Origin of the sequence: Sphingomonas adhaesiva (assembly GCF_036946125.1) — a bacterium.
GTDB lineage: Bacteria > Pseudomonadota > Alphaproteobacteria > Sphingomonadales > Sphingomonadaceae > Sphingomonas > Sphingomonas adhaesiva_A.
Genome location: NZ_JAQIJT010000001.1, coordinates 871,870 through 893,657, shown reverse-complemented (window position 1 = coordinate 893,657; position 21,788 = coordinate 871,870). Strand labels below are relative to the sequence as shown.

The 21,788-nt window shown below is 68.8% G+C and carries 23 protein-coding genes; 14 read left to right on the top strand and 9 right to left on the bottom strand.

The genetic code is table 11. From position 1 onward, the window contains the following. Positions 1-2: 2 nt before the first annotated feature. The 5 genes from leuB to uvrC form a co-directional block, all read right to left on the bottom strand. The gene (gene leuB / locus PGN23_RS04350) at positions 3-1,049 is read right to left on the bottom strand and encodes a 3-isopropylmalate dehydrogenase (protein ID WP_335301606.1); all 1,047 of its coding nucleotides are present in this window, start codon (positions 1,047-1,049) and stop codon (positions 3-5) included. Positions 1,050-1,078: 29 nt separating this feature from the next. Further along, positions 1,079-1,810 carry a DNA repair protein RecO gene (gene recO / locus PGN23_RS04345; RefSeq protein WP_335301605.1) on the bottom strand — a complete coding sequence of 244 codons (732 nt, stop codon included), beginning with the start codon at positions 1,808-1,810 and terminating at the stop codon, positions 1,079-1,081. A gap of 79 nt (positions 1,811-1,889) precedes the next feature. Further along, positions 1,890-2,741: a GNAT family N-acetyltransferase gene (locus PGN23_RS04340; protein ID WP_335301604.1), complete on the bottom strand. Its 852-nt coding sequence runs from the start codon at positions 2,739-2,741 to the stop codon at positions 1,890-1,892. Beyond that, complete coding sequence (locus PGN23_RS04335) at positions 2,738-3,691, bottom strand: polysaccharide deacetylase (RefSeq protein WP_335301603.1); 954 nt, start codon at positions 3,689-3,691, stop codon at positions 2,738-2,740. Before PGN23_RS04335 ends, PGN23_RS04340 begins: the two co-directional genes overlap by 4 nt. Before the next feature lie 78 nt (positions 3,692-3,769). Next, the gene (uvrC, locus tag PGN23_RS04330) at positions 3,770-5,689 is read right to left on the bottom strand and encodes an excinuclease ABC subunit UvrC (RefSeq protein ID WP_335301602.1); all 1,920 of its coding nucleotides are present in this window, start codon (positions 5,687-5,689) and stop codon (positions 3,770-3,772) included. A gap of 155 nt (positions 5,690-5,844) precedes the next feature. Here uvrC and rimP point away from each other — a divergent pair, with 155 nt between their 5' ends. Genes rimP through PGN23_RS04315 form a run of 3 tightly spaced genes read left to right on the top strand, consistent with a single transcriptional unit; the run spans position 5,845 to position 8,272 of the window. Continuing rightward, entirely contained in the window at positions 5,845-6,417 is a 573-nt protein-coding gene (rimP, locus tag PGN23_RS04325; RefSeq protein ID WP_335301601.1) for a ribosome maturation protein RimP, read from the top strand. Beyond that, positions 6,417-8,033: a transcription termination factor NusA gene (gene nusA / locus PGN23_RS04320; protein ID WP_335301600.1), complete on the top strand. Its 1,617-nt coding sequence runs from the start codon at positions 6,417-6,419 to the stop codon at positions 8,031-8,033. The genes rimP and nusA overlap by 1 nt, the downstream gene beginning before the upstream one ends. Beyond that, entirely contained in the window at positions 8,033-8,272 is a 240-nt protein-coding gene (locus tag PGN23_RS04315) for a tautomerase family protein (protein WP_335301599.1), read from the top strand. The genes nusA and PGN23_RS04315 overlap by 1 nt, the downstream gene beginning before the upstream one ends. Before the next feature lie 52 nt (positions 8,273-8,324). Here the strand turns inward: PGN23_RS04315 and PGN23_RS04310 are convergent, their stop codons facing one another. Next, on the bottom strand, positions 8,325-8,651 hold the full coding sequence (locus PGN23_RS04310; RefSeq protein WP_335301598.1) for a GIY-YIG nuclease family protein: 327 nt from the start codon (positions 8,649-8,651) through the stop codon (positions 8,325-8,327). 65 nt (positions 8,652-8,716) lie between these two features. Between PGN23_RS04310 and PGN23_RS04305 the strand changes: the two genes are divergently transcribed. The 10 genes from PGN23_RS04305 (at position 8,717) to pnp (ending at position 18,717) form a co-directional block, all read left to right on the top strand. Then, positions 8,717-9,424 carry a DUF448 domain-containing protein gene (locus PGN23_RS04305; RefSeq protein WP_335301597.1) on the top strand — a complete coding sequence of 236 codons (708 nt, stop codon included), beginning with the start codon at positions 8,717-8,719 and terminating at the stop codon, positions 9,422-9,424. Then, on the top strand, positions 9,421-12,210 hold the full coding sequence (gene infB / locus PGN23_RS04300; RefSeq protein WP_335301596.1) for a translation initiation factor IF-2: 2,790 nt from the start codon (positions 9,421-9,423) through the stop codon (positions 12,208-12,210). The genes PGN23_RS04305 and infB overlap by 4 nt, the downstream gene beginning before the upstream one ends. Positions 12,211-12,329: 119 nt before the next feature. Beyond that, positions 12,330-12,713 carry a 30S ribosome-binding factor RbfA gene (gene rbfA, locus PGN23_RS04295; protein ID WP_335301595.1) on the top strand — a complete coding sequence of 128 codons (384 nt, stop codon included), beginning with the start codon at positions 12,330-12,332 and terminating at the stop codon, positions 12,711-12,713. A 21-nt stretch (positions 12,714-12,734) separates the two neighbouring features. Then, positions 12,735-12,998, top strand: coding sequence for an AbrB/MazE/SpoVT family DNA-binding domain-containing protein (locus PGN23_RS04290; RefSeq protein WP_335301594.1), 264 nt, complete (start codon positions 12,735-12,737; stop codon positions 12,996-12,998). 16 nt (positions 12,999-13,014) lie between these two features. Further along, positions 13,015-13,398, top strand: a complete 384-nt coding sequence (locus PGN23_RS04285; RefSeq protein ID WP_335301593.1) for a type II toxin-antitoxin system VapC family toxin — start codon at positions 13,015-13,017, stop codon at positions 13,396-13,398. Further along, positions 13,398-13,979, top strand: coding sequence for a thymidine kinase (locus PGN23_RS04280; protein ID WP_335301592.1), 582 nt, complete (start codon positions 13,398-13,400; stop codon positions 13,977-13,979). The genes PGN23_RS04285 and PGN23_RS04280 overlap by 1 nt, the downstream gene beginning before the upstream one ends. 170 nt (positions 13,980-14,149) lie before the next feature. Then, on the top strand, positions 14,150-14,842 hold the full coding sequence (locus PGN23_RS04275) for a site-2 protease family protein (RefSeq protein WP_335301591.1): 693 nt from the start codon (positions 14,150-14,152) through the stop codon (positions 14,840-14,842). A 4-nt stretch (positions 14,843-14,846) separates the two neighbouring features. Continuing rightward, a complete protein-coding gene (gene truB, locus PGN23_RS04270) occupies positions 14,847-15,857 on the top strand; it encodes a tRNA pseudouridine(55) synthase TruB (RefSeq protein ID WP_335301590.1) in 1,011 nt (336 codons plus the stop codon). Between the two features lie 20 nt (positions 15,858-15,877). Continuing rightward, positions 15,878-16,147 (top strand): 30S ribosomal protein S15, encoded by a 270-nt coding sequence (gene rpsO / locus PGN23_RS04265; RefSeq protein WP_335301589.1) that lies wholly within the window; start codon positions 15,878-15,880, stop codon positions 16,145-16,147. Positions 16,148-16,347: 200 nt separating this feature from the next. After that, the gene (gene pnp / locus PGN23_RS04260; RefSeq protein ID WP_335301588.1) at positions 16,348-18,717 is read left to right on the top strand and encodes a polyribonucleotide nucleotidyltransferase; all 2,370 of its coding nucleotides are present in this window, start codon (positions 16,348-16,350) and stop codon (positions 18,715-18,717) included. Positions 18,718-18,788: 71 nt separating this feature from the next. On the opposite strand, the gene PGN23_RS04255 is transcribed toward pnp, so the two are convergent. Both PGN23_RS04255 and PGN23_RS04250 read right to left on the bottom strand, forming a co-directional pair. Further along, entirely contained in the window at positions 18,789-19,208 is a 420-nt protein-coding gene (locus PGN23_RS04255; protein WP_335301587.1) for a hypothetical protein, read from the bottom strand. A gap of 13 nt (positions 19,209-19,221) precedes the next feature. Continuing rightward, positions 19,222-19,899 (bottom strand): DNA/RNA non-specific endonuclease, encoded by a 678-nt coding sequence (locus PGN23_RS04250; protein ID WP_335301586.1) that lies wholly within the window; start codon positions 19,897-19,899, stop codon positions 19,222-19,224. A gap of 179 nt (positions 19,900-20,078) precedes the next feature. On the opposite strand from PGN23_RS04250, the gene PGN23_RS04245 reads away from it, so the two are divergent. Further along, a complete protein-coding gene (locus tag PGN23_RS04245; protein ID WP_335301585.1) occupies positions 20,079-20,915 on the top strand; it encodes an enoyl-CoA hydratase-related protein in 837 nt (278 codons plus the stop codon). A 96-nt stretch (positions 20,916-21,011) separates the two neighbouring features. On the opposite strand, the gene PGN23_RS04240 is transcribed toward PGN23_RS04245, so the two are convergent. After that, positions 21,012-21,782: a class II aldolase/adducin family protein gene (locus tag PGN23_RS04240; RefSeq protein WP_335302078.1), complete on the bottom strand. Its 771-nt coding sequence runs from the start codon at positions 21,780-21,782 to the stop codon at positions 21,012-21,014. Positions 21,783-21,788 lie beyond the last annotated feature (6 nt).

The window sequence follows — 21,788 nt, the reverse complement described above, 5'->3', positions numbered from 1 at the left end:
AATTACAGCGCCGCCAGGACCGCATCCCCCATCCCGCCCGTGGAGGCGCCGCCCCCCAGGTCCGGCGTCCGCACGCCCGACCGCAGCGCGGCGGCCACCGCCGCCTCGATCCGGTCCGCTGGCGCCGCCATGTCGAGCGAGTGCCGCAGCATCATCGCCGCCGACAGGATCGCGGCGCACGGATTGGCCTTCCCCTGCCCGGCAATGTCGGGTGCGGAGCCGTGGATCGGCTCGTACAGGCCCTTGCCCTGCGCATCCAGCGACGCCGACGGCAGCATCCCGATCGAGCCGACGCACATGCTCGCCTGATCGCTCAGGATGTCGCCGAACAGATTGCCGGTCACGATCGTGTCGAACCCGCCCGGGTTGCGCACCAGCTGCATCGCGGCATTGTCGACGTACATGTGCGTCAGCTCGACGTTCGGATATTCCGCCGCGACCTCGATCACCACGTCGCGCCACAGCTGCGAGGTTTCCAGCACGTTCGCCTTGTCGACCGAGCACAGCTTGCCGCGCCGCTTCGCCGCGGTCTGGAAGCCGACATGCGCGATGCGGCGCACCTCCGCCTCGTCGTAGCGCATCAGGTCGTGGCCCTCGCGCAGGCCGGCATCGGTCGTGCGCTGCCCCTTTTCGCCGAAATAGACGTCGCCGTTCAGCTCGCGCACGATCACCAGGTCGATCGCGCCGGCGATCTCCGGCTTCAGCGTGCTGGCGTCCTCCAGCCCGGGGAAGATCCGGGCCGGGCGCAGGTTCGCGAAGGTGACGAGGTGCTTGCGAAGCCCCAGGATCGCCTGCTCCGGGCGCAGATGTCGCTCCAGCGCGTCGCACGACGGATCGCCCACCGCGCCGAACAGGATCGCGTCCGCGCGCTTCGCCAGATCCAGCGTCGCCTCCGGCAGCGGATGCCCGTGCGCGTGATAGGCCGCGCCCCCGACCGGCGCCTCCGCGAACGTGAGGCCGAGGTCGAGCGCATCGAGCACGCGGCGCGCCTCGCGCGTCACTTCGGGGCCGATGCCGTCGCCGGGCAGAATCGCGATCGTCTTGCTCATGGCGGCACCGCATGGCGCGGCGCGCGACGTTACGCAACCGCGCGCTGCAACCGCGCCACCAGCCGCTCCCGCGCCGCCAGTACATCGCGCCGCCGATCGCTCAGCACGTCGCGCGCCAGGAAATGCCCGGTGATCGCCAGCCCCGCCAGCGCCTCCTCCCCCGACGCCGCCCCGCCCGCGACCAGGAACCGCGGCAGCGCGAACAGCCGCGCCTCATACCCCGCCGCCGCCGCCCGGCTCACCGCCCCGCCGCTCTTCGGGCTGACGAAGGCGAGATCGTCGGCCGCCCCCGTCACGACGCAGCCGGTCAGGTCGAGCCCGAATCCCAGCTCCGCCAGCAGCAACAGCTCGTAGCGCGCCAGCGCCGCCGCCCAGCCGCGCGCGGAGGGCGCCGCCTCCACCGCATCCAGCACGCCGCCCAGCGCGTCGTGCAACCGCGGATACGGCTGCGCCTCCGGCAGCGCTGCCGCGGTCAGTGCGGTCGACCAGTCGAGCGCCGCCGCCGGCAGCGCCTCGGCATGGAGCGGGGCGCGGCTGTGGACCAGCTCGACGGTCAGCGCGGGCAGCTGCTCGTCGCTCCGCGCGCGCCATTCCCCGCGAACCAGGTTCGCCGGTTGCAGCACGGGCCGCAACCGCCGCGAATGCCCGCCGCGGACGTAGCCCGCCCGCACCCCGTCATCGCGCGTCAACGCCCGCACGACCGCGCCATGCTCGCCGTGCGCGCGAACCGACAGGACGATGGCATCGGCGATCAGGTGCATCGCGCACGGTGATACATGACCGGCGCGCCATACCCCACCGTCATTCCCGCGAAGGCGGGGATGACGGGGAAAGCCAGGCCTACCGCCCCAACCGTCCCGCCAGCGCGCGCAGCACCGCCACCCGTTTCGCCGCCGCCACCGCGCCATCGAACCCGCGCATCGCCCCCAACGCCGCCCGATTGCCCCAATTCTCGCGCAATACCACCACGTCACGGCACGCCACCCCGCCGCTCGCCAGCGTGCGCTTGTGCTGCCCGTCCCCTTCCAGGAAGTCGAACCGCGCCATCGGCCCGCCGAACAGGTCGCGCAGCGCCGCCTCCATCAGCACGGCCCCCGGCGACAGCGCCGCGAACGCCGGATCGTGCCCGACATGATCGTAGCGCCACGCCGTCCCTTGCGCGCTGCACCACAGATAGGCGACCGGACGCTCTCCGACGAACAGCAGCCACCCGCGCGCATCGTCACGCACCACCCCCGCCGCATCCGCGGGCAAGGCCGTGCCCAGCAACCGCTCCTGATAGGTCGTCGCCGCGACCGCGCGCGCCAGCGGATGGAATAGCGCCAGTTCCGCGCGCGTCCGATAGCAGCGGACGTCGATATGCCCGCCGTTCGCCGCCGCCAGCTTCCTCGCCTTGCGCTTCATCGCCGCCCGCGTCGCCGCCGACAGCCCCGCGCGCCACGCCGCCTCCCCCGCCGCCAGGTCGACGAAACGGCGCACGTAGCGCTGTCGCACCCACGTCGGTCCCGCCGCGTCGAGCACCGCCTCCTCGGGCAGCGAGGTGACGTACCATCCATCCGCCCCGCCCAGTGCGGGCAGCGCCGGCGCGGCGCCCGCCAGCGCCGCATCCAGCGACAGCGCAACGCGCACCAGCCGCCGCGGGATCGTCGCCAGCGTCCGCGCGCCGACCTGCAACGACAGAGGATTCGTCACGCCGCGCGTTCGGCGACCAGCGTCGACCAGGCCTGCTCGACCTGCCGCCAGTGCCGCCGTACCGCGCTGTGCGGCAATGGCCGGTCGGCGCAGTCAAGGGGCAGGCAGGGCCGCTCCGAAAAGTGCCGCGTCGGCAGGGCGTCCGCGCGCGCCGCCAGCATCGCGCACAAGGCCTCGAACCGGCGGACATGGACGCGGTTCGGCGCGGTGCCGGCGCGGTTGGCGAGTTCGAAACTGTGGCTGACGATCGTCACCGCCGCATGGTCGTGCGCCACCGCATGATCCAGCGCGGCGCGCATCTCCGCGATCGACAGCGCGCAGATCTGGAAGTTGCGATAGCGGCCCGGGCGATCCTCGATCACCGTCACCGGCACCTCCACCACACCGCGCCGCGCCACCGGCGCGATCCGCGACGGGGGCAGCCCGATCGCGCTCGGCCACGGCGCATGCGCGCCGTTGTGGCTGCTGTCGTAACGGATGCCCAGCATCGCCAGCGCCGACAGCGTATCGTCGTTCGCGGCATAGCTGCCCGCGCGGAACGCGACCGGCGCCGGCGCACCCGCCGCGGTCAGCAGCGCGATCGCCTTCGCCAGCAGCGCACCCTGCGCGCCTTGCGAATGGTCGATCAGCTCGAACCGCCCGTGTCGCGCGCCGCCGTCGCCGGCGCAGGCGCCGACCCAATTGGGATGCAGGTGCAGCTGCACCTCCTGCCCCGCCGCCAGGATCGGCGCGACGACCGCGGCGATCGCGTCCGCGCCATAGACCAGCGCGGGCATCGGATCGACGAAGAAGCACGCCTTCAGCTGGTGGCGCGCCAGCACGTCCAGCTGCCACGCCAGCCCCACCCCCGCCGGCTCGATCGACCGCGCCCCGATCGCGGGCAGCGCCAGCCCGGCGGCGTGATGCCCCCAGCGGAACTCGGTATCGATCGTCAGGAACACCGCGGGCATGATGCGGGGCGGTGTAGCGGCGGAAGGTAAACGCCTTGCTTCCTCGTCACCCCGGGCTTGACCCGGGGTGACGGCTGCTCATCGCGCGTGGTAGAAGTCGTACACCTGCTGCGCCACCGCCGCCGATACGCCCGGCGCCTTGCGCAGATCCTCCAGCGACGCGTTGCGCACCGCCTTGCCGGTGCCGAAGTGCATCAGCAGCGCCTTCTTGCGCGCCGGGCCGATGCCGGGCACCTCGTCCAGCGGGCTCGCGCCGATCGCCTTCGCGCGCTTTGCCCGGTGCGCGCCGATCGCGAAGCGGTGGACCTCGTCGCGCAGCCGCTGGAGGTAGAACAGCACCGGCGCATTCACCGGCAGCGTGATCTCGCGCCCGTCCATCAGGTGGAAGACCTCGCGCCCGTCACGCCCGTGGTGCGGCCCCTTGGCGACCCCGACCAGGCACACGTCCTCGATCCCCAGATCCTCCAGCACCGCCTTCGCCGCGTTCAGCTGCCCGCGCCCGCCGTCCAGCAGCACCAGGTCGGGCCAGGTCCCGTTGTCGCGGTCCGGGTCCTCCTCCAGCGCGCGCGCGAAACGGCGCGTCAGCACCTCGCGCATCATCGCGAAATCGTCGTCGGTCGCGGCCTGTTTGATGTTGAACTTGCGATATTGCCCCTTGCGGAACCCCTCCGGCCCCGCGACCACCATCGCCCCCAGCGCATGCGCGCCCTGGATATGGCTGTTGTCGTACACCTCGATCCGGTCGGGCGACTCCGGCAACTCGAACAATTCGGCGACCTCGCGGTGCAGCTTGGCCTGCGTCGTGCTCTCCGCCAGCCGCCGCTCGACCGCCTCCCGCGCGTTGCGCGTCGCCTGATCCAGCAGGCGGCGGCGCACCCCGCGCTGCGGCACCGTCAGCTCCACCTTGCGCCCCGCCTGCTCGCTCAGCGCCTGCGCCAGCACCTCCGCCTCGGGCAGCACGCGGTCGATGAAGACGGTCCGCGCCGGCGGCACCTCGTCGTAGAATTGCATCAGGAACAGCTGGAGCACCTCGTCCTCCGGCACGTCCGCGGTATGCGCGGGGAAGAAGCTGCGATGCCCCCAATTCTGCCCGCCGCGGATGAAGAACGCCTCGATCGCGAGCAGCCCCTCGTGGCTCGCCAGCGCGAAGATATCGGCGTCGCCCACCCCCTCCGCATTGATGAACTGCGTTCCCTGCACGAAGGTGAGCGCCTTCAGCCGGTCGCGCAGCACCACCGCCAGCTCGAAATCCATCGCATCGGACGCCGCCTGCATCTGCGCGCCCAGCTTCGCCTGGACGTCGGTGGCCTTGCCCGCCAGGAACTTCTTCGCGTCCCCCACCAGTTCGGCGTACCCGGCCGCATCGATCCGCCCCACGCACGGCGCCGAACAGCGCTTGATCTGGTACAGCAGGCACGGCCGGTCGCGCGTCTTGAAGAAGCCGTCGGTGCAGCTGCGCAGCAAGAACAGCTTCTGGAGCGCGTTCAGCGTGTTGTTGACGCTCCCCGCACTGGCGAAGGGGCCGTAATAATCGCCCTTCGCGCGCCGGGCGCCGCGGTGTTTCTGGATCCGCGGGAAGTCGTGATCGGCGCGCAACAGGATGAACGGGAACGATTTGTCGTCGCGCAACAGCACGTTGTACGCCGGGCGGTAGCGTTTGATGAGCTGCGCCTCCAGCAGCAGCGCCTCCGCCTCGTTGTTGGTCGTCACGATCGTCATCGACCGCGTCAGCGACACCATCCGCTGCAACCGCTTCGACAGCCGGTCGACCTGGACGTAGTTGCCGACCCGATTCTTCAGCGCGCGCGCCTTGCCGACGTACAGGACGTCGCCCTTGGCATCCTGCATCCGGTAGACGCCGGGCTTCATCGGCAGCGTGGCCAGCACGTTGCGGATCGCCGCCACCCCCGTTTCCAGGTCGGGCGTGTCCGCGCCGCGCACGGTATAGGTCGCGGTTTCCTCGTTGAAACGGTCGGGGGGGCCGTAGCTGCCGGTCATCGGGCGCGATCTAGGAAGCGCGCGACTCCGCGGCAACGGCTTGCGGACAGGCGTCGAGGGCGCTATATCCCGCTCGCTTTCTCTTACATCGCAAGGTGCAAGGGGCTGCGGGGCTCGCTCCGCGGCGGCAACAAACGCATCCACAGGACATCCGCTTGGCCGACAATACCGCCCTTTTCCAGCTGGTCGAACCCGACGCGCAGGCCCTCGGCTTCGCGCTGGTGCGCGTGCGGCTGTTCGGCAAGGGCGACGAGCGCACGTTGCAGGTGATGGCGGAGCGCCCCGACACGCGCCAGCTGACGATCGACGACTGCGCGGAGCTGTCGCGCCGCCTGTCCGACACGCTCGACGCGCTGGAGGAAGCGGGCCGCGACCCGATCGAGGGCGCGTACCGGCTGGAGGTGTCGTCGCCGGGCATCGACCGTCCGCTCACCCGCGTGCAGGATTTCACCGACTGGGCCGGGCACGAGGCGCGCATCGTCCTGACCGAGCCGGTCGACGGGCAGAAGCAGTTCAAGGGCGAGCTGGAAGGCATCGACGCCGCCGGTGACAATGGGCGCGGCCTGATCGCGATCCGCCACCCGCGCACGGGGGAGCTGGCGCAGGTGCCGTTCGCGCTGATCGCGGATGCCAAGCTGGTCCTGACCGACAAACTGATCGCAGCAACCGTCCCGCTCTCGGTCGAGGGTGCGGACGAAGAAGAGCTTCACGAAGAGGAAAATCACTGATGGCCACGGGCGTCACCGCCAACCGTGCGGAGCTGATCGCGATCGCGAACTCGGTCGCCTCGGAGAAGATGATCGACAAGGCGATCGTCATCGAGGCGATGGAGGATGCGATCCAGCGCGCGGCGCGCACGCGCTACGGCCAGGAAATGGACATCCGCGCGAAGCTGGATCCCAACAACGGCGACCTGCGGCTGTGGCGCGTGGTCGAGGTGGTGGAGGAGGTCGACGACCTCTACAAGCAGGTCGACGTGAAGGGCGCGCAGAAGCTGCAGGCCGGCGCGCAGATCGGCGACTATCTGGTCGACCCGCTGCCCCCGATCGAGTTCGGCCGCATCCAGGCGCAGGCCGCCAAGCAGACCATCTTTCAGAAGGTCCGCGATGCCGAGCGCGAGCGCCAGTATGAGGAATTCAAGGACCGCGCGGGCGAGATCATCACCGGCGTCGTCAAGCGGGTCGAGTTCGGCCATATCGTCGTCGACCTGGGCCGTGCCGAGGGCGTGATCCGCCGCGACGCGCAGATCCCGCGCGAGGTGGTGCGCGTCAACGACCGCATCCGCTCGCTGATCCTGAAGGTCGTGCGCGAGAACCGCGGGCCGCAGATCTTCCTGTCGCGCGCGCACCCCGACTTCATGAAGAAGCTGTTCGCGCAGGAAGTGCCCGAGATCTACGACGGCATCATCGAGATCAAGGCCGCGGCGCGCGACCCGGGCAGCCGCGCCAAGATCGGCGTCATCAGCCACGATTCGTCGATCGATCCGGTCGGCGCGTGCGTCGGCATGAAGGGCAGCCGCGTGCAGGCCGTCGTGCAGGAAATGCAGGGCGAGAAGATCGACATCATCCCCTGGTCGCCCGACACCGCGACCTTCGTCGTCAACGCGCTCCAGCCCGCCAACGTGGCGCGCGTCGTGATCGACGAGGAAGAGGACCGGATCGAGGTGGTCGTCCCCGACGACCAGCTGAGCCTCGCCATCGGCCGCCGCGGGCAGAACGTCCGCCTCGCCTCGCAGCTGACCGCGAAGGCGATCGACATCCTGACCGAGACCGACGCGTCGGAGAAGCGGCAGAACGAGTTCGTCAAGAATTCCGAGACGTTCCAGAACGAGCTCGACGTCGACGAGACGCTGGCGCAGCTGCTGGTGGCCGAGGGCTTCAGCGCGCTCGAAGAGGTCGCCTATGTCGAGCTCGACGAGCTGGCCGGGATCGAGGGCTTCGACGAGGATCTGGCGCAGGAGCTGCAGAGCCGTGCGCAGGAGGCGCTGGATCGCCGCGAACAGGCCAACCGCGAGGAGCGCCGGGCGCTGGGCGTCGACGATGCGCTCGCCGAGCTGCCGTACATGACCGAGGCGATGCTGGTCACGCTCGGCAAGGCCGGGATCAGGACGCTCGACGATCTGGCGGACCTCGCCACCGACGAGCTGATCGAGAAGAAGCGCCAGGAGCCGCGCCGCCGCAACGAGGATGCCCCCAAGCGTCCCGAGCACAAGGGCGGCGTGCTGGGCGAATATGGCCTGACCGAGGAGCAGGGCAACGAGATCATCATGGCCGCGCGCGCGCACTGGTTCGACGAGGAACCGGCCGCGGATGCCGACGCCGGCACGGAGTCGGAAGAGGCCTGATGCCGTTCGTATCGATCCGACTGGCCGGCACCGCGAGTGTCGAGCAGAAGGCGGGGATCGTGGCCGATGTCACGTCCTCGCTGGTCACGCGGCTGGGCAAGAACCCGGCCGCGGTCCAGGTCGTGATCGAGGAAGTGTCGACGGAGAATTACGGCGCGGGCGGTATCCTGATCGCGCACCGCGACCAACCCGCCGCCACGCCATCGAGGGAGGACGCACATGCGGAACCCTCGCAATGAGCCGCTAGGTCGCCCCCTCCGTCATGCCGGGCTCGTCCCGGCATCCAGGGCCTCACGCACTGTCGTCGCGATGATCCAGCGGCGGCAGCCCCAGCTCGACCGCCAGATCGCGCCAACGCGAATTGCGCTGCTCGATCACGTTGAGCTTGTACCGCCTCGGCCATTTCTTGATCCGCTTCTCCGCGGAGATGGCACTCTCCATCGTATCGGCGACATCGTACCAGACGAGGCGGTGAACTCCATATCGTGCGGTGAAACCGCCGAAGCTGCCCTCCCGGTGCTGCATGACGCGCGCCAGCAGGTTCGACGTCACGCCGACATACAGCGTGCCGTTGCGCCCGCTCGCCATGATATAGACGCAGGGTTGCCGTTCGCGCATCGGCCACAGCGTGCGACGCCCTGGATGCCGGGACAAGCCCGGCATGACGGGGAGGTGACGACGACATGACCGACTCCGTCCGCTCCTGCATCCTCACCCGCGAGCGCGCCGCACCGGCGGCGCTCGTCCGCCTCGCGCTCGCCCCCGACGGGCGTGTCCTGCCCGACGTGCGCGCCAAGGCGCCGGGGCGCGGCGCGTGGATCGGCGTCGCGCGCGCGGAACTGGAAACCGCGATCGCCAAGGGCCGGTTGCGCGGGCAGCTCGCGCGGACGCTGCGCGACACCGACATCATCATTCCCGACGACCTCCCCGCGCTGATCGCCGCCGCGCTGGAGCGCAACGCGCTCGACCGGCTGGGGCTGGAGTCGCGCACCGGCACGCTGCTGACCGGCGCCGACCGGATCGAGACCGCGGCGCGCTCGGGCAAGCTCCACGCGCTCTATCACGCCGCCGACGCGCGCGAGGACGGGCGGCGCAAGCTGGCGCAGGCGTGGCGAGTCGGCAGCGATGCCGAAGGAAGTGACCTGAGGGGCTTGGCGTTGCCCGTCGACCGCACCATATTGTCGTTGGCGCTGGGCCGCGAAAATGTGGTACACATCGGCGTCAACGACCGCGCGGCTGCCGGACGGTTGAGCGAGGCGCTCGACCGCTGGCTGCATTTTATCGGCCCCGATCTGACCCCCGCACCTTGCGCTACGGCCGCGCAAGGCGCATCGGCGCCCGGTTCCGCGCCGGCACGACCGGCCGTGACGACAGACGAGGATATTGAGTGAGCGAGACCGACAACGACAAGCCGAAACTCGGGATGCGCCAGCCGTTGGGGCTGAAGCGCACGGTCGAGACCGGCAAGGTGAAGCAGAGCTTCAGCCACGGCCGTAGCAATACGGTGGTGGTCGAGGTGAAGCGTCGCCGCGTGCTCGGTCCGCAGGGTGCGGGCGCGCCGGCGGAGGCGACGCCGGCCCCGGCGCTCGAGCCCGTCGCGGCCCCGGCACCCGCCCCCGCCGCGCCCGCCCCGCGCGCGCCCGTCTCCAACGAGACGGCGCAGGAGCGCCAGGCCCGCCTGCTGCGCGAGGCCGAGGACCAGCGCATGCACGCGCTGGAGGATGCGCGCCGTCGTGAGGAGGCCGCGCGCCAGCGCGCCGCCGAGGACGAGCGCCGCCGCGCCGAGGAAAAGGCCGAGGAGCGCGCCCGCGCCGAGGCGGAGGCCGCCGCGCCGTCGCCGACGCCCACCCCTGTTCCGGCCCCGGCCCCCGAAGCGGTGGCTCAGCCCGCGCCGACCCCGGCACCGGAGCCGACCCCTGCGCCTGCTCCGGTCGCCGAGGAGCCCGCGCCCGCCCCGCAGCCGGCTCCTGCGCCGGTCGCCGCCGCGCCGAAGCCCGCGCCGACGCCGGCCGTTCCCCCGCCGCCCCCGGCCCCGCCGCCCGTGCTGGAACTGGCGCGCGATCCCGCGATGCCCGCGCCGCGCCGCTTCTCGCCGGTCGCGCGTCCCGAGATCCCCAAGCCGCAGCCCAAGCCCGAGCCGAAGCCGGAGCCCAAGCCCGCTGCCGCCGCCACGACGGCGTCGGGCGGTGGCGCGGCACCGCGCCCGATGGCTGGCGGCGGCGCATCCCCGGCGCGCAGCGCGCCGCCCGCGCGACCGCAACAGCGCGACCGCAAGGGTGACGAGCGTCGTGGCGGCAAGCTGACCGTCAACCGCGCGCTCAACGAGGATGGCGCGCGCGCCCGCTCGCTCGCTGCGCTGAAGCGCGCGCGCGAGAAGGAGAAGCGTGGCTTCGGCGGTCCGCGCGAGCCGCAGGCCAAGCAGGTCCGCGACGTACAGGTGCCCGAGGCGATCACCGTCCAGGAGCTGGCGAACCGGATGGCGGAGCGCGGCGCGGACCTGGTCAAGACGCTGTTCAAGATGGGCATGCCCGTCACGATGACGCAGACGATCGACCAGGACACCGCCGAGCTGCTGGTGACCGAGTTCGGCCACAACATCGTGCGCGTGTCGGACTCCGACATCGATCTCGCGATCGACACGACCGAGGATGCGGAGGACACGCTCCAGACGCGCCCGCCGGTCGTCACGATCATGGGCCACGTCGACCATGGCAAGACCAGCCTGCTCGATGCGCTGCGCGGCACCGACGTGGTGCGCGGCGAGGCCGGCGGCATCACGCAGCACATCGGTGCGTATCAGGTGACGCTGAAGGACAAGTCGAAGATCACCTTCCTCGATACGCCGGGCCACGAGGCGTTCACGCAGATGCGCGTGCGCGGGGCCGACGTGACGGACATCGTGGTGCTGGTGGTGGCCGCGGACGACGGGCTGATGCCGCAGACGATCGAGGCGATCAACCACACCAAGGCGGCCGGCAAGCCGATGATCGTCGCGATCAACAAGGTCGACAAGCACGACGCGAACCCGCAGCGGGTGCGCGAGCGGCTGCTGGAGCATGACATCCAGGTCGAGATGATGGGCGGCGAGACGCAGGACGTCGAGGTGTCCGCGCTCAAGAAGACCGGACTGGACGAGCTGATCGAGAAGATCCAGCTCCAGGCCGAGCTGCTCGACCTGCGCGCCAACCCCGATCGTGCGGCCGAGGGCAGCGTGATCGAGGCGAAGCTCGACAAGGGCCGCGGTCCGGTCGCGACGGTGCTCGTCACCCGCGGCACGCTGAAGGTCGGCGACATCTTCGTCGTCGGCGCCGAAAGCGGCAAGGTGCGCGCGCTGGTCGACGACAAGGGGCGCCAGCTCAAGGTCGCCGGGCCGTCGATGCCGGTCGAGGTGCTGGGCATTTCCGGCACGCCGTCCGCGGGCGATCAGCTGCAGGTGGTCGAGAGCGAGGGCCGGGCGCGCGAAGTGGCGGAATATCGCCAGAGCGTGCTCACGCAGAAGCGCACCACCTCGGCGCCGACCAGCCTGGAGAACATGTTCTCCGCGCTGCGCGCCAATGCGGCGATCGAATATCCGCTGGTGGTGAAGGCCGATACGCAGGGCACGGTCGAGGCGATCGTGGCGTCGATCAACAAGATCTCGACCGATCTCATCCGCGCGCGCGTGCTGCATTCGGGGGTCGGCGGCATCACCGAGAGCGACGTGACGCTGGCGGGCGCATCGGGGGCGCCGATCATCGGCTTCCACGTCCGCGCCAATGCCAAGGCGCGCGAGATCGCCGAGCGGCAGAAGGTGGCGCTGAAATATTACGACGTCATCTACGACCTGATCGACGAGATCCGCGCCGGCATGGCGGGCGAGCTCGGGCCGGAGGCGTTCGAGACGGTCGTCGGCCGCGCCGAGATCCGCGAGGTCTTCTCCGCGGGCAAGCACGGCAAGGCCGCCGGTCTGCTGGTGGTCGAGGGCGCGATCCGCAAGGCGCTCAAGGCCCGCATCACGCGCGACGACGTCATCATTTACAATGGCGAGATCGCGTCGCTGCGCCGCTTCAAGGACGACGTGCCGGAGGTTCGCGCGGGGCTGGAGTGCGGCGTCACGTTCTCGCAGAACTTCGTCGACATCAAGCCGGGCGACTTCCTGGAGACGTTCGAGGTCGAGCTGCGCGAACGCACGCTGTAAGCCATCATTCCCTCTCCCCGCGTGGGAGAGGGAGGGAGCTGCCGCAGGCAGCGGAAGGGCGAGGGGGAGTGAGGCGTACTAGCGCGCCTCGCTCCCCCGCGCCGTGAAGGGTCCAGACGATGACCGAAAAACCCGAAAAATCCGTCCGCACGCTGCGCGTCGGCGAGCAGGTCCGCCACATCCTGTCGGAGATCCTGCAACGCGGCGACGTCCACGACGATACGCTCGCCAGCCACATGGTCAGCGTGACCGAGGTGCGCATGTCCCCCGACCTGCGCCACGCCACCGTCTTCGTGAAGCCGCTGCTGGGCAAGGACGAGGATGCGGTGCTCAAGGCGCTGCGCACGAACACCGCCTACCTGCAGCGCGAGGTCGCGCACCGCATTAAGATGAAATATGCCGCGCGGCTCAAGTTCCTGGCGGACGAGAGCTTCGACGAGGGCAGCCACATCGACGCGCTGCTCCGCTCGGATCACGTCGCGCGCGACCTTGACGGTGAATGAGGTAAGACGCATCTTACCTCGATGGGTATTGAGATCACCGTGTCGTCGAAGGGGCAGATCGTCATTCCTAAGGACGTTCGCGACGCCTTGGGTCTACAGGCCGGTGGCAAGCTGATGCTCGAGCGTTCCGGAAACCGCCTTATCTTGGAAGCCCCCCAGCCCCAGCGTCCGCGGATCACCTACGAGGAGTTCCGGCGGCGCGTTCCCCGGTACGATGGGCCAACGGTTGCGGTCGAGGATATGACGAGCCGGGTGGGCGACCTCTTTCGCGGCTGGGAAGAGTAAGCCTGCGGTGATTGCGGTGGACACCAACGTCGTCGTTCGATTGATCGTCGGCGACGATCCGGATCAGGTCGCGCTTGCGCTGAAGCTCGCCGAGCGTGACGCGTTCTATGTCTCTTTCACGGTGCTGGAGGAGGTGGAATGGGTGTTGAGATCGCGCTTCGGCTATGGGCGGGACCAGATCGTTCACGCGCTTCGTGCGCTCGCCGACCTTGTCATCCTGCGATACGAGGATGACGACGACGCGCGCTGGGCGATCGAGCGGTACGCGCTGTCGGGAGAACTCGCCGACTATCTCCACATTGCGTCGGCGCGCGTGGCAGGTCGTTTCGCGACATTCGAGCGCCGTCTGGCACGCCGGGCGGGGTCGAACTCACCCGTGCCGGTCGAAACGCTCGCCTGATGGCGAAGCTCTATTTCTATTATGCCAGCATGAACGCGGGCAAATCGACCACGCTGTTGCAGGCCGATTTCAACTATCGCGAGCGGGGGATGCGCACGATGCTGTTCACCGCCGCGGTGGACGATCGCTTCGCCGCGGGCACGATCACCTCGCGCATCGGGCTGGTGGCGGCGGCGACGACGTTCGACCCCGCGACGGACCTCGCCGCCCTCGCGCTCGATCGCCATGCGAAGGGGAAGCTCGCCTGCGTGCTCGTGGATGAGGCGCAGTTCCTGACGGAGTACCAGGTCGACGGCCTCGCGCGGCTGGCCGACGACGCCGACATCCCCGTCCTCGCCTATGGCCTGCGCACCGACTTCCAGGGCCGCCTGTTCGCCGGCTCCGCGCGGCTGCTGGCGCTGGCCGACGCGCTCATCGAGATCAAGTCGGTCTGCGCATGCGGGCGCAAGGCGACGATGAACCTGCGCGTCGATGCCGAAGGCCGCCCGGTCAGCGAGGGGCGGCAGACCGAGATCGGCGGCAACGATCGCTATGTCGCGCTGTGCCGGCGGCATTTCGTGGCGGCGTTGGGGGGCGAATGACATACCACCCCCGTCATCCCCGCGCCGGCGGGGATCCAGGCGCGCAGGTCGGGCGATAGAGGCGCGGCCGCGGAGCATCCGGATTCCGCCTTCGCGGGAATGACGGTACGGGTGAAACAGGCGCGCCCTCCACCTAGCCTTCCCCCCGCCCCGCCCCTATCTGCGCCCCCATGGATCCAAACGGCATCATCTGGTCGGCGGCGGTGTGGCTCATCCCGCTGGTGATCGCGATCGTCTTCCACGAGGTCGCGCACGGTCTCGCCGCGCGCGCGCTGGGCGATCCCACCGCGGCGCGGCTCAACCGGCTGTCGTTCAACCCGCTGCGCCACGTCGATCCGATCGGCACCATCGTCCTGCCGCTGATGCTCGCCATCGCCAAGGCGCCGGTGTTCGGCTGGGCCAAGCCGGTGCCGGTCGATGCGCGCAACCTGCCCGACCCGCGCAGGGGGATGCTGCTGGTCGCGCTCGCCGGGCCGGGCATGAACCTGACGCTGGCGCTGGTCGGCGCGGTCCTGCTCGGCCTCTTCGCGCAGACGGTCGACACCGCCCCCGCCGGCAGCCTGGGTGCGTTCGTCGCGTCCAACCTCGTCAACTTCCTGCTCATCAACGTCTTCCTCGCGATCTTCAACCTGATCCCGCTGCCGCCGTTCGACGGCGGCCACGTCGTCGCCGGGCTGCTGCCGGAGCCGCTGGCGCAGCGCTGGGACCGGCTCGCGCGGTTCGGCTTTTTGCTGCTCATCCTGCTGCTGTTCGTGATCCCGGCGCTGGTGCCGAGCGCCAACATCGTCCAGCGCCTCGTCGCGCCCCCCGCGCAGGCGCTGACGCAGGTGTATCTCTCGATCGCCACCGCGATCGGCGGGTAAGCGCGTGCACGGCTGGCTGATCCTCGACAAGCCGCTGGGCCTGGGCTCGACGCAGGGCGTCTCCGCGGTGAAGCGCGCGTTGCGCACCGGCGGCTATGGCAAGGCCAAGGTCGGCCACGGCGGCACGCTCGACCCGCTCGCCACCGGCGTGCTGCCGATCGCGATCGGCGAGGCGACGAAGCTCGCCGGGCGGATGCTCGACAGCGACAAGGCGTATGACGTCACGATCCGCTTCGGCGAGCAGACCGACACGCTGGACGCCGAGGGCAAGGTGATCGCGACCAGCGACGTGCGCCCGACGCGGGCGGAGATCGAGGCCGTCCTGCCCCGCTTCACCGGCCCGATCGAACAGATGCCGCCGGCCTATTCCGCGCTGAAGGTCGATGGCCAGCGCGCCTACGATCTCGCGCGGGCGGGCCAGGAGGTGGTGCTGGCCATGCGTGCGGTGACGGTGCACAGCCTCACTCCCCCTCACCCTTCCGCGCCTGCGGCGCTCCCTCCCTCTCCCACAAGGGGAGAGGGAAAAGCGGCACCTCACTCCCTCTCCCCTTGTGGGAGAGGGAAGGGGCCCGCCGCCGAAGGCGGTGGGAAGGGTGAGGGGGATGACGGCCTCGATCACATCACCCTGTCCGCTCACGTCAGCAAGGGCACCTACATCCGCAGCCTCGCGCGCGACATCGCGCTGGCGCTCGGCACGGTCGGCCACGTCACCTATCTGCGCCGCACCCGCGCCGGGCCGTTCACGCTCGCGCAGGCGATAACGCTGGACAAACTCGACGAAACCGCTAAGGCGCGCAGCCTTGAACACCTACTCCTGCCGTTGAGCGCAGGGCTGGACGACATCCCGGCTCTCCCGCTCACCCCCGACCAGGCAGGGGCGCTCCGTCAGGGGCGCGTGCTGGCCGGGATCGCCGCCGGTGACGGTCAGGCCTTTGCCATGCTGGGAGAGAACCCCGTGGCGCTGGTCGAGGTGCAGGACGGCAACGTCCGCGTCGTGCGCGGCTTCAACCTGTAGAAGATGTCGAAGGGAACAGAATGACCATTACCGCCGAACGCCGTCAGGAAGTCATCAAGGAACACGCCCGCAACGAGGGCGATACCGGGTCCGTCGAGGTGCAGGTCGCCATCCTGACCGAGCGGATCAAGAACCTGACCGAGCATTTCAAGGGCCATGCGAAGGACAACCACTCGCGTCGCGGCCTGCTGATGATGGTCAACAAGCGGCGCTCGCTGCTGGATTATCTCCGCAAGACCGAGGGCGATCGTTACGTCGCCCTCATCGCGAAGCTGGGTCTTCGCAAGTGACGGAAAGGCGGCCCTAGGGTCGCCTTTTTGTCATCCCGGGCTTGACCCGGGATCCAGGGCCACAGGCGCTTCGGCCCGCAACCCTGGGCTCCTGCCTTCGCAGGAGCACATGGAAGCGACAATCCGGTCGCTTCCCTGAGCCACCAACGGCTCACTCACAGGCCCCCGCCGCATCGGGCGCGCGGGTGTAAGGAAACGATATGTTCGATACCAAGAAGGTGGAAATCGAGTGGGGCGGACAGACCCTCACTCTGGAGACGGGCCGCGTGGCGCGTCAGGCCGACGGCGCGGTGCTCGCGACGCTCGGCGAAACGGTTGTGCTGTGCGCCGTCACCGCCGCCAAGAGCGTGAAGGAAGGCCAGGACTTCTTCCCGCTGACCGTTCACTATCAGGAGAAGTTCTCCGCCTCCGGTCGCATCCCCGGCGGCTTCTTCAAGCGCGAGCGCGGCGCGACCGAGCGTGAGACGCTGGTCAGCCGCCTGATCGACCGCCCGCTGCGCCCGCTGTTCCCGGAAGGGTTCTACAACGAGGTCAACTGCATCGCGCAGGTGATGTCGTATGACGGCGAGAACGAGCCGGACCTGCTGGCGATGATCGCCGCCTCGGCCGCGATGACGCTGTCGGGCGTGCCCTTCATGGGCCCGATCGGCGCGGCGCGCGTCGGCTACAAGGACGGCGAATATCAGCTGAACCCGTCGGACGCGGAGGTCGCCGAGGGCGATCTGGACCTGATGGTCGCCGCCACCCACGACGCGGTGATGATGGTCGAGTCCGAGGCGAACGAACTGTCCGAGGACGTGATGCTGGGCGCGGTCATGTTCGCGCACAAGGCGTCACAGGACGTCATCAAGGCGATCATCCGCCTGGCCGAGCAGGCCGCGAAGGAGCCGTGGGAGCTGAAGGTCCAGGCCGACAGCGCGGCGGTCAAGACCAAGCTGAAGAAGCTGATCGGCAAGGACCTGGAGGCGGCGTACAAGCTGACCGACAAGCAGGCGCGCCAGACCGCGATCAACGACGCGCGCACCAAGGCGCGCGAGGGCATGGCGGACCTGAAGGACAGCGATCCGCAGGCCTATCTCGCCAGCCTGAAGCTGGTGAAGAAGCTGGAGGCGGAGATCGTCCGCACCGCGATCCTGAAGACCGGCCGCCGTATCGACGGCCGCGACACAAAGACGGTGCGCCCGATCGCGGCCGAGGTCCACTTCCTGCCGCGTGCGCACGGTTCGGCGCTGTTCACCCGCGGCGAGACGCAGACCATCGCCACCACGACGCTGGGCACGCGCGATGCGGAGCAGATGATCGATGGTCTGGGCGGCCTGTCCTACCAGCACTTCATGCTGCACTATAACTTCCCGCCCTATTCGGTCGGCGAAGTCGGCCGCTTCGGTGCGCCGTCGCGGCGCGACGTCGGTCACGGCAAGCTCGCCTGGCGCGCGCTGCACGCGGTGCTGCCGACGAAGGAGGAGTTCCCCTACACCATCCGCGTCACGTCGGACATCACCGAATCGAACGGCTCGTCCTCGATGGCCACCGTCTGCGGCGGCTCGCTGTCGCTGATGGACGCCGGCGTGCCGATCAAGCGCCCCGTCTCGGGCATCGCGATGGGCCTGATCCTGGAGGGCAAGAACTTCGCGGTCCTGTCCGACATCCTGGGTGACGAGGATCACCTGGGCGACATGGACTTCAAGGTGGCGGGCACGTCGGAGGGCATCACCAGCCTTCAGATGGACATCAAGATCGCCGGCATCACCGAGGAGATCATGAAGGTCGCGCTGGCGCAGGCGCATGAGGGCCGCGCGCACATCCTGGGCGAGATGGCCAAGGCGCTGTCGTCGACCCGGACCGAACTGTCGGCGCACGCGCCGCGGATCGAGACCTTCACGATCGACAAGTCGAAGATCCGCGACGTCATCGGCACCGGCGGCAAGGTGATCCGCGAGATCGTCGCCACCACCGGCGCGAAGGTCGACATCGACGACGAGGGCGTCATCAAGGTGTCGTCGTCGGACAACGCGCAGATCGAGGCCGCGATCAAGTGGATCAAGGGCCTGGTCGAGGAGGCCGAGGTCGGCAAGATCTACGACGGGAAGGTCGTCAACATCGTCGACTTCGGCGCGTTCGTGAACTTCATGGGCGGCAAGGACGGGCTCGTTCACGTCTCCGAGATGAAGAACGAGCGTGTCGAGAAGCCGGGCGACGTCGTCACCGAGGGTCAGGCCGTGAAGGTCAAGGTGCTCGAGATCGACCAGCGCGGCAAGGTGCGCCTGTCGATGCGCGTCGTCGATCAGGAAACCGGCGCCGAGCTGGAGGACACCCGTCCCGCGCGCGAACCGCGCGGCGATCGTGGCGAGCGCAGCGACCGCGGCCCGCGCCGCGAGGGCGGCCCGCGTGGCGATCGTGACGGCGGCGGCCGCGGCCCGCGCCGCGAAGGTCGCGGCGATCGTGAAGGTGGGCGTGACGGCGCCCCCCGCGGTGACCGCGGCCCCCGCCGCGAGCGCAGCGAAGGCACCAGGGACGAGGGCGACGCCCCGGCGTTCGCCCCCGCCTTCCTGACCGGCGACCGCGACTAAGCGACCGCCTCGCAGGCTGACGAAGGAAAGGCCCCGGCAGCGATGCCGGGGCCTTTCCTTGTTGAGGCAGATCACACGTTATAGATGATTTCGTCATCATTCTCGTCCCATGGAGGATAGATGACCGGACGTTCGCCAAAATACTTCTTTACTATTCGATCACGGCGATCAAGCGAAGTTTCGTCCGCGTCCACTTCATCAGGATAGGTATAAGATAACGTGAAATTTCCATCTTTGGCAAAATACTCGATTTCACACCATCGCATATCTTCAGTCTGACTTCTCCAAAAATCCCAAAGTTTTTTTACAAGCAGGTTCATATCCGGATCTCGGTACATGATGTGATTCCCTGTGCTCTTGAATATCGCTGGCGATACGTGGTCGTCCCAAGCCGTTACATGCAAGAGAGTACCGTCCAAGGGATACTCCGTATCCACTGCCAACAGCGCGGTTATCTCATCTATGTACCGTCTTTCTTCTTCCTTTTCCATGTCACCGGTCCGATCAGTCATTTGTAATAGCAACACTCTTCTTCCTACCATCGACGAAGAAGATCACTTCGAGACGAGACGGTCGTTGCGATCCGTCATCGAAGACCGGGAGGATTTTAACCGTCACCACCTTGCCTGCACGCTTTTCGCGCGCCCATTCGTCCTCAAGCGCGCGATAATTGCCCCGGTTGACCTTTGAGCCCTGCGCAAAATGATTGAAGGCGTCTGACGGACCGTTGAAGCGCGCGGCGATATAGTGGCCGCCATCATCGGTGCCGCGACGGTCGGCACCCCCGGCTGACAATTGCGCTCGCTTGGATCGCGGCGCAACCATTCCGGTCATGAGTGACCCTGAAACACGTCGCGTTCTGTCGCGATCGTCTATGACATAGGTATATCCGTTGCGGCTGATCTCGCGCGATGGCGCCTCGGCCGATCTCGACAGGACAGCCGTTGTTCTTACACCGGAGCTTCCCCTCCGCGGAGATGCACGGGGAGACTTTACCGGCTTTGGTCTATCGGTCCAGCTTCCCGAAGCACCCCCGCCGCCGTAACCTCGGTGCGAGCTACCACTAGATCCTTGAGGAAAGTGGTTTCCACTACCGGCGAATGTAAACTGCCCATTCGTCGGATCGTGCCAAGGATTGAACTTCAACTCGACGCCATCGGGCGACCGTATGCGGGGAACCATCCCCGTTCTCAGCCAGTGACCGAAGGCGCTGTCCTTGCTGCGTGTTGCTACAATCCCAGTGCTCTGCTCAGATCAGCAATGGAACATATCATGAACACAGCAATTTTGCAACATCCGGGCTCGCCATTCGAACCATCGCCATATAAGTCGATCGACCTAATCATAAGGGAGAGCGCTCAATGGCCTATGAGCAGATCGACTATGCGGTGGACGATGCGGTCGCGACGATCACGCTCAACCGCCCGGACAAGCTCAACGCCTATACCGCGGTCATGGGCGCTGAGATCGCCGCGGCGATCGGCGAGGCCAATGCCGACGACGCGGTGCGCGCGATCATCCTGACCGGCGCGGGGCGCGGCTTCTGCGCGGGGGCGGATATCTCGGGCGGGGCGGACAGCTTCGGCAGCGGCGGGCCGAACTTCGCCGCGCCCGATCGTCCGCGCGACGGCGCCGGCTTCGTCGGTGCGCTGTTCGACAGCGCCAAGCCGACGATCGCCGCGATCAACGGCCCCGCGGTGGGCGTCGGCATCACCCTCACGCTGCCGTGCGACATCCGCGTCGCCGCCGATACCGCCAGGATCGGCTTCGTCTTCGCGCGCCGCGGGCTGGTGCCGGAGGCGGGGAGCGCGTGGTTCCTGCCGCAGCTGGTCGGGCTGCCGCAGGCGCTGCGCTGGTGTCTGTCGGGCCGCGTGTTCGACGCGGCCGAGGCGCTGGCGGGCGGTCTGGTGAGCGAGGTGCTCGCCCCCGACGCGCTCATCCCCCGCGCCCGTGCCATCGCGCAGGAGATTGCGGACCACACCGCCCCCGTCTCGATCGCGCTCACGCGACAGATGCTGTGGCGCTTCGCCGGCGCGCCGCTGCCGTTCGAGCTGCTGGAGGTGGACGGCCCCTTGGCACAGCGCCTCGGCGCCGGGCCGGACGTGCGCGAGGGGGTGGCGGCGTTCCTGGAGAAGCGCGCGCCGGACTTTCCGGGTCGCATCGCGACGGACATGCCGAAAGGCTATCCGTGGTGGTGAGCCACCGTGTTCCGGCGCACGCCGGAACCCAGGGCCGCGAACGCGGGCGGCAGCGATCGTGACCCTGGGCTCCTGCGTTCGCAGGAGCACATGCCCTCAGTGCCGATAGCCGGGATCGATCCGGTCGAGCTTGCGCAGCAGCGCCGGCCACGCCAGCTTCTGCGCCAGCCCGGCCATCCCCTTGGGGTTCGACTGCCCCGCGACCTTGTGCTCTACCCCCTGCGGCGGGGTGTTGAGCCGCTCGTGCCCCGCGGACAGCATCATCACCTGCGCCTCGCACGCACGCTCCAGGAAATAGAGCCGCAGGAAGCACGACGCGACGCTGTCGCCCACGGCCAGCGTGCCGTGGTTGCGCAGGATCATCGCATTCCTGTCGCCGATGTCCGCGACCAGCCGCTCGCGCTCCTCCAGGTCGGTCGCGATGCCCTCGTAATCGTGATAGGCGACATCGTGGCTCGCGATCATCGCGGTCTGCGTGTGCGGCAGCAGCCCGAATTCCATCGCGCTCACCGCCTGCCCGTGCGGCGTGTGGAGGTGCATGACCGCCTGCGCATCCTCGCGCGCCATGTGGATCGCGGAGTGGATCGTGAACCCCGCCGGGTTGACCGGATGCGTGGTCGGGCCGACCGGATGGCCCTCGACATCGATCTTCACCAGCGACGAGGCGGTGATCTCCTCGAACATCATGTCATAGGGGTTGATGAGGAAATGGTGCTCGGGTCCCGGCACGCGCGCCGACAGGTGCGTGAAGATCAGGTCGTCCCAGCCGTACAGCGCCACCAGCCGATAGGCCGCCGCCAGATCGACCCGCGCCTCCCACTCGCCGGGGGCATAATGCGGGGTATCCATCGTCGCCACGGTCGCCATCATCGC